The sequence below is a fragment of the Alloalcanivorax gelatiniphagus genome, from assembly GCF_005938655.1.
In the GTDB taxonomy this organism is placed as follows: Bacteria; Pseudomonadota; Gammaproteobacteria; order Pseudomonadales; family Alcanivoracaceae; genus Alloalcanivorax; species Alloalcanivorax gelatiniphagus.
The window spans coordinates 14215-30915 of sequence record NZ_VCQT01000008.1 but is presented as its reverse complement, the minus strand read 5'-3'; the positions used below and the strand labels follow the sequence as shown (position 1 = coordinate 30915).

General features: G+C 64.4%; 15 protein-coding genes. 7 read left to right on the top strand and 8 right to left on the bottom strand.

What is annotated here, in order from left to right; all coding sequences use genetic code 11:
- Positions 1 to 11: 11 nt before the first annotated feature.
- The 5 genes from gspD to FGS76_RS01250 all read right to left on the bottom strand — a co-directional run bounded on the left by gspD (position 12) and on the right by FGS76_RS01250 (position 5892).
- Entirely contained in the window at positions 12 to 2147 is a 2136-nt protein-coding gene (gene gspD, locus FGS76_RS01270; protein ID WP_240692347.1) for a type II secretion system secretin GspD, read from the bottom strand.
- A gap of 19 nt (positions 2148 to 2166) precedes the next feature.
- On the bottom strand, positions 2167 to 2970 hold the full coding sequence (locus FGS76_RS01265; RefSeq protein WP_240692346.1) for a type II secretion system protein N: 804 nt from the start codon (positions 2968 to 2970) through the stop codon (positions 2167 to 2169).
- Positions 2971 to 3139: 169 nt separating this feature from the next.
- The gene (gene gspN, locus FGS76_RS01260) at positions 3140 to 3862 is read right to left on the bottom strand and encodes a type II secretion system protein N (RefSeq protein WP_138770809.1); all 723 of its coding nucleotides are present in this window, start codon (positions 3860 to 3862) and stop codon (positions 3140 to 3142) included.
- Positions 3863 to 3877: 15 nt separating this feature from the next.
- Complete coding sequence (gene ssb / locus FGS76_RS01255) at positions 3878 to 4417, bottom strand: single-stranded DNA-binding protein (RefSeq protein ID WP_138770808.1); 540 nt, start codon at positions 4415 to 4417, stop codon at positions 3878 to 3880.
- A 101-nt stretch (positions 4418 to 4518) separates the two neighbouring features.
- Entirely contained in the window at positions 4519 to 5892 is a 1374-nt protein-coding gene (locus tag FGS76_RS01250; RefSeq protein ID WP_138770807.1) for an MFS transporter, read from the bottom strand.
- 182 nt (positions 5893 to 6074) lie between these two features.
- On the opposite strand from FGS76_RS01250, the gene FGS76_RS01245 reads away from it, so the two are divergent.
- The 4 genes from FGS76_RS01245 to FGS76_RS01230 all read left to right on the top strand — a co-directional run bounded on the left by FGS76_RS01245 (position 6075) and on the right by FGS76_RS01230 (position 10893).
- The gene (locus FGS76_RS01245) at positions 6075 to 6737 is read left to right on the top strand and encodes a LuxR C-terminal-related transcriptional regulator (RefSeq protein WP_240692345.1); all 663 of its coding nucleotides are present in this window, start codon (positions 6075 to 6077) and stop codon (positions 6735 to 6737) included.
- Between the two features lie 133 nt (positions 6738 to 6870).
- Positions 6871 to 9702 (top strand): excinuclease ABC subunit UvrA, encoded by a 2832-nt coding sequence (gene uvrA / locus FGS76_RS01240; RefSeq protein WP_138770806.1) that lies wholly within the window; start codon positions 6871 to 6873, stop codon positions 9700 to 9702.
- The gene (locus FGS76_RS01235) at positions 9699 to 10466 is read left to right on the top strand and encodes a hypothetical protein (RefSeq protein WP_170214372.1); all 768 of its coding nucleotides are present in this window, start codon (positions 9699 to 9701) and stop codon (positions 10464 to 10466) included. The genes uvrA and FGS76_RS01235 overlap by 4 nt, the downstream gene beginning before the upstream one ends.
- A gap of 61 nt (positions 10467 to 10527) precedes the next feature.
- Positions 10528 to 10893, top strand: coding sequence for a hypothetical protein (locus FGS76_RS01230; protein WP_138770804.1), 366 nt, complete (start codon positions 10528 to 10530; stop codon positions 10891 to 10893).
- A 44-nt stretch (positions 10894 to 10937) separates the two neighbouring features.
- On the opposite strand, the gene FGS76_RS01225 is transcribed toward FGS76_RS01230, so the two are convergent.
- The 3 genes from FGS76_RS01225 to dauA all read right to left on the bottom strand — a co-directional run bounded on the left by FGS76_RS01225 (position 10938) and on the right by dauA (position 13830).
- A complete protein-coding gene (locus tag FGS76_RS01225) occupies positions 10938 to 11423 on the bottom strand; it encodes a GyrI-like domain-containing protein (protein WP_170214371.1) in 486 nt (161 codons plus the stop codon).
- 47 nt (positions 11424 to 11470) lie between these two features.
- Positions 11471 to 12007 (bottom strand): ferritin-like domain-containing protein, encoded by a 537-nt coding sequence (locus tag FGS76_RS01220; protein WP_138770802.1) that lies wholly within the window; start codon positions 12005 to 12007, stop codon positions 11471 to 11473.
- A gap of 110 nt (positions 12008 to 12117) precedes the next feature.
- Positions 12118 to 13830, bottom strand: a complete 1713-nt coding sequence (gene dauA / locus FGS76_RS01215) for a C4-dicarboxylic acid transporter DauA (protein WP_138770801.1) — start codon at positions 13828 to 13830, stop codon at positions 12118 to 12120.
- A 113-nt stretch (positions 13831 to 13943) separates the two neighbouring features.
- On the opposite strand from dauA, the gene FGS76_RS01210 reads away from it, so the two are divergent.
- The 3 genes from FGS76_RS01210 (at position 13944) to ahpF (ending at position 16495) form a co-directional block, all read left to right on the top strand.
- Complete coding sequence (locus FGS76_RS01210; protein ID WP_138770800.1) at positions 13944 to 14144, top strand: CopG family transcriptional regulator; 201 nt, start codon at positions 13944 to 13946, stop codon at positions 14142 to 14144.
- Positions 14145 to 14268: 124 nt separating this feature from the next.
- Positions 14269 to 14832 carry an alkyl hydroperoxide reductase subunit C gene (ahpC, locus tag FGS76_RS01205; RefSeq protein ID WP_138770799.1) on the top strand — a complete coding sequence of 188 codons (564 nt, stop codon included), beginning with the start codon at positions 14269 to 14271 and terminating at the stop codon, positions 14830 to 14832.
- A gap of 88 nt (positions 14833 to 14920) precedes the next feature.
- Positions 14921 to 16495, top strand: coding sequence for an alkyl hydroperoxide reductase subunit F (ahpF, locus tag FGS76_RS01200; RefSeq protein WP_138770798.1), 1575 nt, complete (start codon positions 14921 to 14923; stop codon positions 16493 to 16495).
- The last annotated feature ends 206 nt before the right edge of the window (positions 16496 to 16701 follow it).

Below are 16701 nucleotides of genomic sequence, written 5' to 3'. Positions count from 1 at the left end.
CGAAAGGCCGGTTATTCCTGTTCCGGCCGGCTGGCGGCCGGGGCCTCCTGCTCGGGCAGCACGCTGTCCGTATCAGTGACCGGGCCGGAGGTGGGCGGCGCAGCGGAATCTTCCACCGACTTGCTCTGCTCCGCTTCGTAGGCCCGGCGGTAGTCCTCGGACACCGGCGAGCGGCCCTGGAAGATGTTGTCCACCCGGGTGGGCAGCGGGAATTTCACCTCGCGCACCAGCTCACCCTTTTCGTTGACCCGGAACTGCATGGAAGTAACCCCCATGTATTTCTCCCGGGTCATGTCCACCAGCCGGTCGTTGCTGGCCAGCACCGTGGGCTTGATGAACACCATCAGGTTGCGCTTCACGTGGGTTTTGCTGGTGGAGCGGAACAGCACGCCCAGCAGCGGGATATCACCCAGCAGCGGCACCTTGCGAACGGTGTCCTGCACATCGTCGTTGATCAGGCCACCCAGGGCGATGGTTTCGCCGTCGTCCGCCAGCACCGTGGTGGTCAGCTTGCGCTTGGTGGTGACGATGTCCACCGCTTCGCCGATGGAATCCTTGACCGCCGAGGTTTCCTGTTCCAGTTCCAGCCGCACGGTGTCCAGGCCCGCCACATGCGGGGTCACCTTGAGGGTCAGACCCACGTCCTCACGCTGAATGGTGGTGAACGGGTTGGAGACCCCGGAGCCGGTGCTGGAAGCCTGGCCGGTGACGAACGGCACGTTCTCGCCGACGATGATCGAGGCTTCCTGGTTGTCCAGGGTCAGGATGCTGGGGGTGGACAGCAGATTGGTGTTGGTGGTGGACGCCAGCGCCTGGATCAGCGCGCCCCACTCGATGTCACCATCGGAGTTGGTCTCGCCGAAGCCGGCGGTGATGCCATCACCCAGGGAAATCTTGGACGGGTCCTCGGTGATCACCGCCTGCAGCAGCGAGTTGACGCTGACCCCGTCGCCGCCGAAGTTCACCGCGCCCACGCCATTGTTCAGGTCGCCGGCCACGTACTGGAAGCCCAGGGAGCTGGCTTTGTCGCCGGTCACCTCGACAATGGCGGCCTCGATCAGAATCTGGGCGCGGCGCACATCCAGCTGGCTGATCACCGACTGCAGTTCCTTCATCATTTCCGGCTCGGCGCGGATCACCAGCGCGTTCAGCGAGGCGTCGGCCTGAATCGAGACCCGGGCGTCGGCGTCGGAGGTGGCGCGGGCCGCCGCGCCGGCGCCGCCCTCGGCGCCCTGGCGTACCGCCGAGGCACCGGCGGCGAAGTTCTTCAGCAATTCAGCCATCTGCTCCGCATCACCGTGGCTGAGACGTACCACCTGCACGCCACCGGCGGCGCTGGAGGGAGTGTCCAGTTGGTGGATCAGCGGGATCAGCCTGGCGCGGGTGCCCCGGTCACCCTTGACGATCAAACGGTTGGTGCGCTCGTCGGCGATCACCGTGGCGCCGCCCTGCAGCCCGCCCCGGCGGCGGTTGTTACCGGCGGCGGCGTCGGACTTGGTCAGTTCTTCCAGCAGCGCCACCATGTTGCCGGCGAAGGCGTGTTCCAGCTGTACGATTTCCAGCTCGTCGGTTTCGGCGCCGTCCAGGCTGTTGATAATGGCGCGCAGGCGCCGAATGTTGTCCGCATGGTCGCTGATGATCAGGGCATTGGCGGAACCCACCGCCGCCAGGTGGCCGTACTGGGGCACCAGCGGCCGCAGCACCGGCACCAGTTCTTCCACCGGCGAGTTGTCCACGGTGATCACCTGGGTGATCAGTTCCTCGCCGTCGACGCTGCCGGCGTTCTGCGTGAGCGGCAGGTTGCTCTGCTTGGCGGTGGTGTTGGTGACGATCTTGATAATGCCGTTACCCGCCGGCACCGCGGCGTAACCGTGAACCTGCAGCACCGACAGGAACAGCTCATAGACCTCGTCGGCGGTGAGCGGCTGGTTGGAAATCACGGTGACGTCCCGGGCCCGAACCCGCGGGTCGACCACGAAGTTCTTGCCGGTCATCTGCGCCACCTGGTTGATGAACGCCTGGATATCCGCGTTGCGGATATTGACGGTCCAGGTCTTGCCGTCGCCGGTTGCCTCCACCGAGGCCTGTTGTTGGGCGTGGACACTCAGCGGCAGGCTGAGCACCACCACTGCGATTATTGTTTTCAAGGCCGACTTCATAGGTATCTCACGGTGGATAGTTCACGGTAAATTCCTGTTCGCCGCGCTGCACGACAATGACGGCCGCCTGACTTTCCATGTACGACTGCAGAGCGGCCAGATCGCTTTCCTCGGAACCCAACGGGTAGCCATTCACGGACGCCACCACGTCCCCCGGCTGCAGGCCGACCTGTTCGATCAGCTGCTTGGGAGCACGGTCGCCGATTTTGTAGCCGTTGGTGGTGCCCTGGGAAACCGGTTGCAGACCCAGTTGCCGGATCAGGGCGGTGCGCTGCTGGGCGAGATCCGTTTCCGGGCTGGGGGCGGGGCTGCGCGGCTCCGGCTCGGTCACCTGGGTGACGCCGCCGGCCAGACCTTTCACTTCATTGAGCCGCAGGGTCTCAAACTGCCCCTGGCGTTTGAGAATCACACGGTCCGTGTAGATTTCCTCGAGCGTGGCGTTACCGGGGATGCCATCGCCGATATGGTAAAGCTCGGCGTTGCCGCCGCGCTCGGCGATGATCGCCGACGACTTGCCCCGGTCGCGGGTCTGGAACAGGCCCACCAGCTCCAGGCTCAAGCGGGTGTCCGGCGCGTCCACCGGGCGCTGCTCGGCCTCCGGCTCCGCCTGGTAGGCACCGAACAATCCCCAGCGCTGCACTTGGGCCGACGACAGCGTGGCGCTCTGCTGGGCGCCTCCATTCACCGTAACCCGCCGCAAATCCGAACCGGGCAACGCGTCCTGAGGGCCGTACCACAGCAACCAAATGGTCTGAGCAATCAAATAGGCGAGAACCACCACCAACAACAGCGCCAGCACCGTGCGTGCCACCCGCTCCCATCGTTGCCGGTTTCCCCTCCGGGCCCACTGAATCATAAATCCATCAATCCCGCTTATCGTTATCCCGGCCCTGTGGCTCGCGCCCCCGGGTATCAAGAGCCGGGTTGTCCATCGCGCATTCTAGACGCGCCAATGTGACCCCTTTGTTATCCGGTGAAACTCAGCCGGACTGCCCCAGAGTCAAGGGGCGGCTCATGCGGAAGACCACATCCGCCGGATCGCCGCCCTGGCTTACCCCGAGCAGTTGCGGCCAGGCCCGCCGCACCTGCACGTTCAATTTCTGATTATCCAGCCGCGCATGCACCAATTGTTGTTGCCGCGGCCCGGTGACTTCCAGTTCCGGCGCACCGTCCACCATGGTCAGCCGGCCATCCAGCGGCGGCACCTCGGCGGCCCCGTCGCGGCCCCAGGTGACCGTGCCGCCACTGTAGGTCAGCGTGCCTTTGGCATCGACCACGTTATGATCGCTGAGTTCCAGCGCCATCAGGGTCAGATCCACGGTACCGTCCGCGTCACCCTGGGGTACCGAGGCGCTGAACGGCGCCACCGGTATCCGGGCGCGCCACTGTTCCAGTCGCCAGTCGCCCCAGGCGGCGCCAAGCCAGCCATCGGCGTTGAGATCGTCGCTTACCATGGACAGTTGCAGGCCGGGCGTCAAACCGTGCCAGTCCAGTGTCCAGGCCAATTCGCCGTTGTGGTTGCGCCAGCGCGCCGCCACCTGCCCGTCCCACCACGGGCCCCGGGCGCCGGACAGCACCAGCGGCGCACCGCCGGGACGCAGCGCCGGCAGGCGATCCACCAGCACCGCCGCCGGCATCAGCACGATCAGACACACCAGCAAACTGATGACGAACACCGCCCCCAGGGCTATCCAGCGCCGCATGACTTCCCCTGTAATTTAGAACGGAATGTCGTCGTCGAAATCGTCCGCCGGGCCGCTGAATCCACCGCCCTGATTGGCCGGCGCCTTCTGCTGGCCGCCCGCCTGACCGCCGCCACCCTGGCCGCCCTGGCTGGGGCTCTGGTCGTAGTAATCATTGCCCTGGTTGCCGTAGCCACCCTGGCCACCGCCCTGGTAGTCGCCACCACCGCCGGCGCCGCCCCGGCCATCGAGCATCTGCATTTCGTTGGCGACGATCTCGGTGGTGTAGCGGTCCTGACCGTCCTGGCCCTGCCATTTGCGGGTGCGGATGGACCCTTCCACGTACACCTTGGAGCCCTTCTTCAGATACTCACCGGCGATCTCGCCGAGTTTGTTGAAGAACACCACCCGGTGCCACTCGGTGCGCTCTTGCATCTGGCCGCTCTGGCGGTCCTTCCAGCTTTCACTGGTGGCCAGGCGGACATTGGTGACCGCGCCGCCGCTGGGCATGAACCGGGTTTCCGGATCGGCGCCCAGGTTGCCGATCAGAATAACTTTATTGACGCCTCGTGCCATGGCTGTTTGCTCCTAACCTTTCAGACGACCACCGGCGGCGCGCCGGGGCCTAGTGCAGACCGGATATTGTGCAGCTTTACGCGTTCCGGGGTAACCCCCACTCAGGACGGTTCGCTCACCTCGCCGGCGAACGCCAGCAGGGCCTGTTCATCGAGGCTGCGGTTGTCCACCTTGAGCAGGGCCAGGCCCTGCTCCGCCACCACCACGGCCTCCAGAACACCGGGGATGGCGCGCAACCGCGCCGCCGCGTCCCCCGGGTCCTGCCCCGCTTCCAGGCGTACCACCCGGTTATCCAGCTTGGGCAGTTCGCCCATCCCCCAGAGATACAGCAGCCAGACCACGGCGAGACCGGCGCAGCCCAGGAACACCGCCTCGGCGCCCACCCACTGATAAAGGGCACCGCCGAGCTGGCCACCGATGAAGACACCGAGAAACTGGCTGGTGGAATAGACCCCCATGGCGGTGCCCCGGGTGCCCGCCGGCGCCGCCCGCCCCACCAGCGAGGGCAGCAGCGCCTCCAGCAGGTTGAAGGCCATGAAATAGACGAACAGGGCCAGCACGAAATGCCACAGGGTATGCCCGGCCAGGGCCAGCAACACCTCGGCGACGATCAGCAGGCACACCGCGATGCGCTTCACCGGCATGGCGCCGCGCCGCTCGGCGGCGATGATCATCGGCACCATGGCCAGGAAACTGGTCACCAGCACCGCCAGATAGAGCAGGCTGTGTTGATCCAGGCTCAGCCCCAGGCGCTGTTTGAGCAACTGCGGCAGTACCACGAAAGAGGCGGTCATGGTCAGATGCAGTACCAGAATGCCCAGGTCCAAACGGCGCAGATTGCGATCCCCGAGCACCCGGGCGAAACGCTGCCGGGCCGGCAACGGCTCGCTGGCGCGCACCTGCGGCGAGGGCACGGTCACCGCCACGCCCATGGCCAGCGTGCCCAGCACCACGGTGAGCCAGAACAGACCGCTCAGCCCCAGCCAGTGGGCCAGCACCGGCCCCAGAATCAGGGCCAGAATGAAAGACGCGCCCACCGACATGCCGATCAGCGCCATGGCCCGGGTGCGATGTCGTTCACTGACCACATCGCCGATCAACGCCATGATGACACTGGCGATGGCCCCCGCCCCTTGCAGGGCGCGGCCCAGAATCACGCCGTGGATGGTGTCACTGAGCGCCGCCACGGCGCCGCCGGCGACGAACAGCAGCAGGCCCACCAGCAACAGCGGCCGTCGCCCGAAGCGGTCGGAGAGCATGCCGAACGGAATCTGCAGCATCGCCTGCATCAGGCCGTAGGCGCCGATGGCGGTGCCGATCAGCAAGGGGGTGGCCCCTTCAAGGCGGGCGCCGTATACCGCGAATACCGGCAGAATCATGAACAGCCCGAACATGCGCAGCGCGAAGATCGCCGCCAGGGATCCGGTGGTGGTCATTTCGGTGCGCCGCAAGGCGGCCCGGGAAGCATCCGTCATGGTTGAGGGTCGGTGATACGAGAAATGGGCGGAAAGTGTAGCAGATTCCAGGACGGCGGGGTGACGTGCAAATCACTGATGATAGTAAATTGAACCCCCGCGGAAGCGGTGATAAATTGATGACTTGATTCAGTTTTTCTTCTTAGCCCCCCGGGCCTCCGGGTTGTGTCATGGACGAATGAATGGACAATGTGACTGCACAAAGCGTGACTGCACAAAGAGTGTATGTGGTAGGTGGTCAGCACCTCCAGAATGCACTGCTCACCGAATTTCTTGATAAGGCGGCGATTCCCGCCATCGCGTTGAAGTCCGTGGACCAGGTCAACGAAGCCGACGTGGGCGCCGTGGAACAAAACCTGTTCCTGGTGGATTTCCATTCCGTCGACGTCAACCAGGTGATCACCCGGCTGATCGATGTGGACCGCCGTATCGAGAACGAAATTCTGATCGGCGTGTTCAATGTGGACCACGACGACGATCTGAGCCGTTTGGCTGGCCTGCCCATGGTGAACGGCGGTTTCCAGCATGATTGCCCGCAGGATCTGCTGACCAAGGGCATCAAGGCAATGTTCAAGGGCGAGCTGTGGTTCCCGCGCAAGGTGCTGCAGCAATATCTGGTGAAAAGCCGGGCCTTCAACAAGACCTTTTCCCGTAACGAGGTGAACCTCACCGACCGGGAGATCGAGGTGCTCAAGGTGATGGCCACCGGCGCCAAGAACTCCGAGATCGCCAAGGTCCTCAACCTCAGCCCGCACACCATCAAGACCCACATTTACAACATTTTCAAAAAGATCAACGCCTCCAACCGCCTGCAAGCAGTGAACTGGGCCCAGGAAAACCTCTGATCAAAGGCGATTCCGCCTGTCGTCCGGTTCCCCCCCGCCGGACGCCTTGCGCGGCGACCTTTCTTTTCCCCTTCACGATCTTTCGTCTATACTGCACTGTTCATTCTGACAGTAGCCGAGGGCTCGCCATCTCATGGATACCATTCTGGTTCGGGGCGCGCGCACCCATAACCTGAAAAACGTGGATCTCGACATCCCCCGCGACAAGCTGGTGGTGATCACCGGGCTGTCCGGGTCCGGCAAATCCTCCCTGGCGTTCGATACCCTCTACGCCGAAGGGCAGCGCCGCTATGTGGAGTCGCTGTCCACCTATGCCCGCCAATTCCTGTCGATGATGGAAAAGCCGGATGTGGACCACATCGAAGGGTTGAGCCCGGCGATCTCCATCGAGCAGAAATCCACCAGCCACAACCCGCGTTCCACGGTGGGCACCATCACCGAGATCTACGATTACCTGCGGCTGCTGTTCGCGCGGGTGGGCGAGCCGCGCTGCCCGGAACACGGCGCGCCCCTGGCGGCACAGACCATCAGCCAGATGGTCGATCAGGTGCTGGCCATGGAGGAAGGCAGCAAACTGATGCTGCTGGCGCCGGTGATCCGCGAGAAGAAAGGCGAGCACCTGAACCTGTTCGAGGAGCTGCGCGCCCAGGGCTTTATCCGCGCCCGGGTGAACGGCCGCATCCACGACCTGGATGAGGCCCCCAGCCTGGACAAGAACAAGAAGCACACCATCGAGGTGGTGGTGGACCGCTTCAAGGTGCGCGGCGACCTGCAGAACCGCCTGGCCGAGTCCTTCGAGACGGCGCTCAAGCTGGCCGACGACATCGCGGTAATCGCGCCCATGGAGGGCGGCGGCGAGGAAACCACCTTCTCCGCCAAGTTCGCCTGCCCCCATTGCGGCTATTCGATCCCCGAGCTGGAGCCGCGCCTGTTCTCGTTCAACAACCCGGCCGGCGCCTGCCCCAGCTGTGACGGCCTGGGCGTCAAGCAGTTCTTCGACGAGGACAAGGTGATCACCAGCGACGAGCTGTCCCTGGCGGAGGGCGCGATCCGTGGCTGGGACCGGCGCAATGTCTATTACTTCCAGATGCTCAATGCCCTGGCGCAGAGCCTGGATTTCGACATGGACCAGCCGTTCAGGAAATTGCCCAAGGCCACCCGCCGCAAGATTCTCTACGGCACCGGCAAGGACAGCGTGGAGTTCCGCTATCTCAATGATCGCGGCGACATCATCAAACGCAACCACCCGTTCGAGGGCATTCTGCCCAACATGGAGCGGCGCTACCGGGACACCGAGTCCGAGGCGGTGCGCGAGGAACTGGCCGGTTACCTGTCCACCTCCACCTGCCCCAGCTGCGACGGCTCCCGGCTGCGTGAAGCGGCCCGCCATGTGTTCATCAACGAAACCACCCTGCCCGAGGTGGTGCGCCTGGCGGTGGGCAAGGCCTTCTCCCACTTCGACAACCTCAAGCTGAGCGGCAGCCGTGGCGAGATCGCCGAGAAAATTCTCAAGGAGATCCGCGACCGCTTGCAGTTTCTGGTCAACGTGGGCCTGGAATACCTGACCCTGGAGCGCAGCGCCGAAACCCTGTCCGGCGGCGAGGCCCAGCGCATCCGCCTGGCCAGCCAGATCGGCGCCGGCCTGGTGGGGGTGATGTACGTGCTCGACGAGCCCTCCATCGGCCTGCACCAGCGCGACAACGAACGCCTGCTCAACACCCTCACCCGGCTGCGTGACCTGGGCAATACGGTGCTGGTGGTGGAGCACGACGAGGACGCCATCCGCACCGCCGATTATGTGATCGATATCGGCCCCGGCGCCGGCGTTCACGGTGGCCGCGTGGTGGCCCAGGGCACCGCCAAACAGGTGGCCGCCAACAAGGAGTCACTGACCGGCGACTACCTCTCCGGCCGCAAGCGCATCGCGGTGCCGGAGCGCCGCCACCAGAACGAGAAGGACCAGTGGCTGACCCTGTTCGGCGCCACCGGCAACAATCTCAAGGGCGACCCGTTGAACGTGCCCCTGGGGCTGCTTACCTGCATCACCGGGGTGTCCGGCTCGGGCAAATCCACCCTGATCAACCACACCCTCTACCCGCTGGCCGCCACCAAGTTGAACAAGGCCTCCACCCTGAAAGCCGGCCCCCACGAGAAACTGGAGGGGCTGGAGCACCTGGACAAGGTGGTGGACATCGACCAGAGCCCCATCGGCCGCACGCCGCGCTCCAACCCGGCCACCTACACCGGCATTTTCACGCCGGTGCGGGAACTGTTCGCCGGCACCCAGGAAGCCCGCGCCCGGGGCTACAAACCCGGCCGCTTCAGCTTCAACGTCAAGGGTGGCCGCTGCGAGGCCTGCCAGGGTGACGGCGTGATCAAGGTGGAAATGCACTTCCTGCCGGACATCTACGTGCCCTGCGAAGTGTGCGAAGGGCGCCGCTACAACCGGGAAACCCTGGAAGTCACCTACAAGGGCAAGAACATCTACGAAGTCCTGGAGATGACCATCGAGGAAGCCCGGGAGTTCTTCGACGCGGTACCGGCCCTGCAGCGCCGGCTGCAGACCCTGCTCGACGTGGGCCTGAGCTATATCAAGCTGGGCCAGGCGGCCACCACCCTGTCCGGCGGCGAGGCCCAGCGGGTCAAACTGGCCCGGGAGCTGTCCCGCCGTGACACCGGCAGCACCCTGTACATTCTTGACGAACCCACCACCGGCCTGCATTTTCAGGATATCCAACTGCTGCTGGATGTGCTCAGCCGGCTCCGTGACCACGGCAACACCATCGTGGTGATCGAGCACAACCTGGACGTGATCAAAACCGCCGACTGGCTTATCGACCTGGGCCCGGAAGGCGGCGACGGCGGCGGCCGCATCATCGCCGAAGGCACCCCGGAGCAGGTGGCGAAAACCAAGGGCAGCCATACCGGCCGCTTTCTCAAACCGATGCTGGTGAAGAAAAAATGATAAGAATAACGGCGCTATTGCCTGTGGTTTTGCTGACAGGCTGCGCGGGGCTACAAGCCGCCCATGAGCATATGACCTGCCAGACCTCGTTCTGTGTAAAAAGCTATCCCCGCGCGTCCTTCAATGAACAACCGAAGAGCTTCGATACTCTGCTGGTGCTGCCTCCCCGTTTTTCGCTGTCCTACCGGGCCATGAACGGAGAGGAGAAAAACGAGGAAACGGAACCCGATTCGATGCCGGAACCGCTGCTGGATACCATGAACGGTCCCGCGGCGGGCTACCAGGTGACCTTATCGCCGATGGTGGCCCGGGAAGAGCCGCAATCGGAAGCGGTTCGGACCTTTTATGATGCACTTTGGACACCGGCGAAGGACCCCGAAGCGCTGATCAAAGCCACCCCGGTGTTCGGCGTACCCGAGCTACAGGACCCGGTCGCCGCCACCAGTGTTTCCATTCCCGAAGCCATTCGGGATGCCGCCAGCGACAACTGCTGCATCCTGGCGTCCCGTGTAATCGGCTGGACCGACACGCCCGGCGCGAGAGGCGCAAAAATCGCCACGGCCGCCATTTTCAGCGCCTTGCCCGGCGGCAGTGGCGTGGTGGCCGATGGCGGCGACGTGCTGACCGACATGGCGGTGATCCGCATCAGCGACGGGCAAGTACTGTGGAGCTCTCAGATGCTGGGCTCGGGCACTCGCCCGGAATTCAAGCTCGGGATTAACCCCTACTTATCGACGGTCTATAACGCCAAATACGCTCCCTGATTCGCTCTGGCACGGAAGCTGCTTGGTTCTTCCAGGTCCAGGACTACGTCATGGAGGGACCATGAGCGGGGGAATCAACACCCATTGGCTGATGCACTATCGCGTGGTCGCGCTGGTGAACCAGTGCCGCCGGCTGATTCGGGATGAGTTCGGGGTACGGCTGTCGCTGACCGATCCGGACCTGCGCCAGACGCTGGGCGACTACGCCCGACGCAGCGGGTCCGACGAACTGAAACGCCTGATGACACGGATCGATGAGGAAGCGGAGGAGGCGGCGCCGGAAACGCCGGCGGTGGCGGACAAGGCGCCCGCCCGCCGCATGTACCGGGGGCAGCCGCTGCCGGAGCCGGCGCCGCGCCCCACCGAAGAGCAGCGGGCGGAATCAGGCAGGGAGGTGATCTACCGGGGTCGCCGGGTACGCGGCTGAGCGCGCCCCTGGCTGGCGACCACCGTTTGTTTAACGCCCACCGGTTATTCGGCACCCACCTGTTCTTTAACACCCACATAGATGGTGACGCGGTCGACCTCGTACACCTCATAATCGGTCAGGAAGGTCCGCTCCGGGGCATCGTCCGCCTCGAAGTGGTGCCAGATCTGGCTCCAAACCTCCATGGCCGCGTCCGTGCCCGTGCCCTGCCCGCGAAACACCAGGTATTCCCCGGCCTCCAGGGTCAGGGTGGCGTAGTCGTCCGGCACCTTGGTTTCGTCGGTGACCTCGACGCCGGCCAGCACGCTGTAGTCACCCTCCGCGCCGTTGTCGTACTCCGTATAGACACCGTAGACCGGCGATCCCGCCGCTTTGTCGGGGATCGAGTCGGCCAGCCGCTCGTCGTTGAACTTCTCCCACAGCCGGTCCAGCTGGGCGTCCTCGGGCTGCAGTTCACGCTCCTTATTGGTGCGCACCTGGATGCCCGCCACGGTCTTGCCGTGGCGGCGCTCTCGTTCGGGCTTGCTCACTCGCCGTTCCTCCACTGTTTCCCTGTCGTCGGATCGCTTGGCGCCGCTCAAAGCGCTTCCAGAATGGCCGCCATGTCGTCGGCGTGCTCTTCCTCCTGGGCGAGAATCTCTTCCATGATGCGGCGGGTGGTGGGGTCCTTGTCGCCCAGATAGGTGGCGATCTCCCGGTAGCTGTCGATGGCGATCCGTTCGGCGATCAGGTCCTCCTTGACCATCTCCTTGAGCGTCTCGCCTTCCACGTACTCGGCGTGGCTGCGACTCTGCAGGCCTTCCGGGGAGAAGTTCGGGGCGCCGCCCAGTTGCACGATGCGCTCCGCCAGCCAGTCCGCGTGTTGCTGCTCCTGCTGGGCATGCTCGAGGAATTCATCGGCGGCGATTTTCGCGTTCAAACCATCCGCCATGTAGTAGTGACGCTTGTAGCGCAGGGTGCAGACGATCTCGGTGGCGAGCGCCTCGTTGAGCAACTTGAGCACGGTTTCCCGGTCGGCGGCGTAGCCGGCGGTGACGGCGCCCTGCTCGATATGATTGCGGGCGCGCTCCCGGAGAGTCTTTATATCGGTCAGGAAAGGCTGTTTTTCGCTCATAGTTTCTCCCTGCGTGCATGGATAAAAGGGGTATGGGGTACCCCTAGTGATGCCGATGGCACGGAAGGAAAACAAGAGGCCCAATCGCAAAATCGCGTAAAGTCAGGGCCTCACGCCGGCGCCCGCAGGGCGTCATCCAGCGTCGAGTGGAAGGACCAGGCGCCCTCGCGCGGCAGCACGCCGGCCCGGGCCAGGGTCTTGAGCGGCTGGAACTGAAGGTCGGCGATTCGCACCCGGGTGCCGGCCTGCTCGCAACGGGCCAGGAAACCCTCCAGGGCCGCCAGACCGCCGGCGTCCATCACCGGCACGCCGTCCATATACAGCACCAGCACCCGCCGCTCCCCGGCCAGCTCCGCCAGTTCCGCGAACACCCGGTCGGCGGCGGCGAAGAACAGCGCACCGCTGATCTTGAACACGCCCCAATCCGCCGGCGGCTGATAGTCGCTGACCCGGGACGAGCGGGTGATATCGGCGACCCGGGTCATGGCGGCGATCTCCCGGACGAACAACAGTGCCGCCAACACCACGCCCACGGTAATGGCCACCACCATGTCCACCAACACGGTCAGCCCGAAGCAGGTCAGGAACACCAGCACGTCGCTCAGCGGCGCCCGGCGCACCAGCTTCAGCGCCTTGGGCGCCTCGCTCATGTTCCAGGCCACCAGCATCAGCAGCGCCGCCATGGCCGGCATCGGCAGATAACCGAGCCAGCGGGCCAGCACCACCATCGCCAGCAGCACCACCAGGGCGTGCACCATGGCCGCCACCGGACTCTGGGCGCCGGCCTTGTAGTTGGCGGCGGAGCGGGCCAGGGCCGCGGTGGCGGTGATACCGCCAAACAGGGGCACCACCATATTGCCGATGCCCTGCCCCAACAGCTCGCTGTTGGCGCTGTGACGGCGGCCGGTCATGCCGTCCAGCACCACCGCGCACAGCAGCGATTCAATCGCCCCCAGCATGGCGATGGCGAAGGCGGTGGGTACCAGGCTCACCGCCATCTCCCACAACGCGCCCCAGGCCAGGGTCTCGCCGTGGCGGGCCCAGGGCCAGGCCAGCTCCGGCAGCACCGGCGGAATACCCTGGCCGCTGAGCCCGTTGTCCAGCACATAGTGGAAGCGGGACGCGATGGTCGGCACCTGGGCACCGTGGTGGTTGAACCACAGCGCCAGCAAGGCCCCCACCAGCACCGCCGGCAGGTGCGGCGGCAGCGGGGTTTTCAGCCGCGGCCAGATCAACAGGGTGGCCAGGGTCGCCACCGCCACCGTCAGGCTGGCCGGGTGCAGCGCCGGCAGCGCCGTGACCAGCGCCGCCAGCTTGGCCGGAAAGGACGCCGGCAGCGCCTCCAGCGGCAAGCCGAGAAAGTCCTTGATCTGCAGCGTGGCGATCACCACCGCGATGCCGGCGGTGAAGCCCAGGGTCACCGGCGGCGGGATGTACTCGATCAGCCGGCCCAGGCGCAGCACCGCCATGGCCACCAGCAGTACGCCGGCCATCATGGTGGCCAGCAGCAGGCCGGTGAGGCCGTGGTTCTGGGCCACCGGATAGAGGATCACCACGAAGGCGGCGGTGGGCCCGGAGATGCTGTAGCGGGAGCCGCCCAGCAGCGCGATCAGGAAGCCGCCGATGATCGCCGTGTAGAGACCGTACTGCGGCGCCACGCCACTGGCGATGGCCAGGGCCATGGACAGCGGGATGGCGATCAGACCGACGGTGAGGCCGGCGGTCAGGTCCCGGCCCAGGCGGCGCGCGTCATAGCCCTCGGAAAGGCTCTCGCGCAACGCGTGAGCGGGACGCAGCGAAAACAGATGCGAGCGATGCGACATGGAAGGCCCCGGCCCGGTTGAAAAAAGATTGGTGGCCATTATATTGGAATCAAACTCAAATCATATGTTAACCAAATTAACATACTCTTCCAGGACCATCCCCCGGAGGCACCGTGGAAAAACGCACCGCCCGCCTGACCCTGCTGATCGACCCGCGCAAGAAGGCCGTGTTCGAGCAGCTGTGTGCTCGGGAAGACGTTACCCCGTCCCAGAAGGTCCGACAATTCATCCGTGACTATGTCCAGCAGCAGCTGGGCGACGACTGGATGCGCGAGGCGGAGGCCGCCCTGCGCGCCAGGGAGGAGGAAAACTGAGGCCAATCCGCCCATAGGAGAAGCCAATCATGATTATTTCCGCAATTCATTATTAATATCACACCCGACACCCTATCTTAGAGGGTGTCACGTTGACCACTCTGAAACAGAGGAGCTTTAAGACATGTCTGTAATCAACACCGAGATCAAACCGTTCAAGGCCCAGGCGTTCAAGGATGGCAAATTCATCGAAGTCACCGACGCCGATGTAAAAGGCAACTGGGCGGTGTTCTTCTTCTATCCGGCCGACTTCACCTTCGTGTGCCCCACCGAACTGGGTGACGTGGCGGACCACTACGAAGAGTTCCAGAAGATGGGCGTGGAGATCTACTCCGTTTCCACCGACACCCACTTCACCCACAAAGCGTGGCACGACAGCTCCGAAACCATCGGCAAGATCAAGTACACCATGATCGGCGACCCCACCGCCGCCATCAGCCGTAACTTCGAAGTGCTGCGTGAAGACGAAGGCCTGGCCAACCGTGGCACCTACATCGTCGATCCCGACGGCGTAATCCAGGCTCTGGAAATCACCGCCGAAGGCATCGGCCGTGACGCCTCCGATCTGCTGCGCAAAGTGAAAGCCGCACAGTACGTGCGCGCCCATCCGGGCGAAGTGTGCCCCGCCAAGTGGAAAGAAGGCGAAGAAACCCTGGCACCGTCCCTGGATCTGGTTGGCAAGATCTGATCACGCCTTAACCGGTGAGATCCCGGCCCGGGCACCCTGCCCGGGCCTCCCCCCCCTACCCTTTCCTTATTTGCTCATGGAGACCGGCATGCTGGACGCCAATCTGAAAACCCAATTGCAATCCTACATGGAGCGCATCACGCAACCGTTTGAAATGGTGGCGTCCCTGGACGATGGCGACAAATCCAGGGAACTGTCGGAGCTGCTGCAGGAAATCGAAGGCATGTCCGATAAGATCAGCCTGCGCGAGGACGGCGACGACGCCCGTAAGCCTTCCTTCAGCCTGAATCGTATCGATGGCGACATCAGCCTGCGTTTCGCCGGCATCCCCATGGGGCACGAATTCACGTCGCTGGTACTGGCGCTGCTGCAGGTTGGCGGCCACCCGCCCAAGGCCAGCGACGAAGTCATCGAGCAGGTGAAGGCGCTGGACGGCGACTTCCGGTTCGAGACCTACTTTTCCCTGTCCTGTCAGAACTGCCCGGACGTGGTCCAGGCGCTCAACCTGATGGCGGTGCTGAATCCGAACATTCAGCACGTGGCCATCGACGGCGCCCTGTTCCAGGACGAAGTGGAAGACCGCGAAGTGATGGCGGTACCCAGCGTGTTCCTGAACGGCGAACCGTTCGGCCAGGGCCGCATGGAACTGGAGGAAATCATCGCCAAGCTGGACACCGGCGCCGCCGAGCGTGACGCCGAGAAGCTGAACGCCAAGGAAGCCTTTGACGTTCTGGTGGTCGGCGGCGGCCCGGCCGGCGCGGCCAGCGCCATCTACGCGGCCCGTAAGGGCATCCGCACCGGCGTGGCGGCGGAGCGCTTCGGTGGCCAGGTACTGGACACCAACGCCATCGAGAACTTTATCTCGGTACAGGAAACCGAAGGTCCCAAGCTGGCCGCCGCACTGGAAAGCCATGTGCGCAGCTACGAGGTGGACATCATGAACCTGCAGCGCGCCGAAAAGCTGATTCCGGCCACCTCCGAGGGCGGCCTGCATGAGGTACGGTTCGCCTCCGGCGCCAGCCTCAAGTCCAAGACCCTGGTGCTGGCCACCGGCGCCCGCTGGCGCAAGATCAACGTGCCCGGCGAAGCGGACTACCAGGGCAAGGGCGTGGCCTACTGCCCGCACTGCGACGGCCCCCTGTTCAAGGGCAAGGACGTGGCGGTGATCGGCGGCGGCAACTCCGGCGTGGAAGCGGCCATCGACCTGGCCGGCGTGGTCAAGCACGTGACCCTGCTGGAATTCGACGACAAGCTACGCGCCGACGCGGTGCTGCAGAAGAAGCTGCACAGCCTGCCCAACGTGACCGTGCTGGTGAGTGCCCAGACCACTGAAATCACCGGCGAAAACGGCCGCGTGAACGGCCTGGTGTACAAAGACCGGAAAACCGACGAAGAGCACCGTGTGACGCTGGCTGGCGTGTTCGTGCAGATCGGCCTGCTGCCCAATACCGACTGGCTGAAAGGCAGCGTGGAGCTCTCCCCCCACGGCGAAATCATCGTCGACGGGCGCGGCGAAACCTCGGTACCCGGTGTGTTCGCCGCCGGCGACGTGACCACGGTGCCCTACAAGCAGATCGTGATCGCGGTGGGTGAAGGGGCCAAGGCGGCGCTGAGCGCCTTCGACCACCTGATCCGCCATTCGGTGAGCACCGACGCGGCCTGATCCGCACCGGCAATAAAAAGCCCGGCCCACGCCAGTGGGTCGGGCTTTTTTGTGTCCGCGGGATATCCGGCACGGCTTTTGGGCCAGCTGTAGCAGCGACTTGTAGGAGCGACTTCAGTCGCGATCAAAGGCGACAGTCGACCGATCAATCGCGACTGAAGTCGCTCCTACGGATCTGGGCCTGGGAATGCCGGGCAAAACAAAAC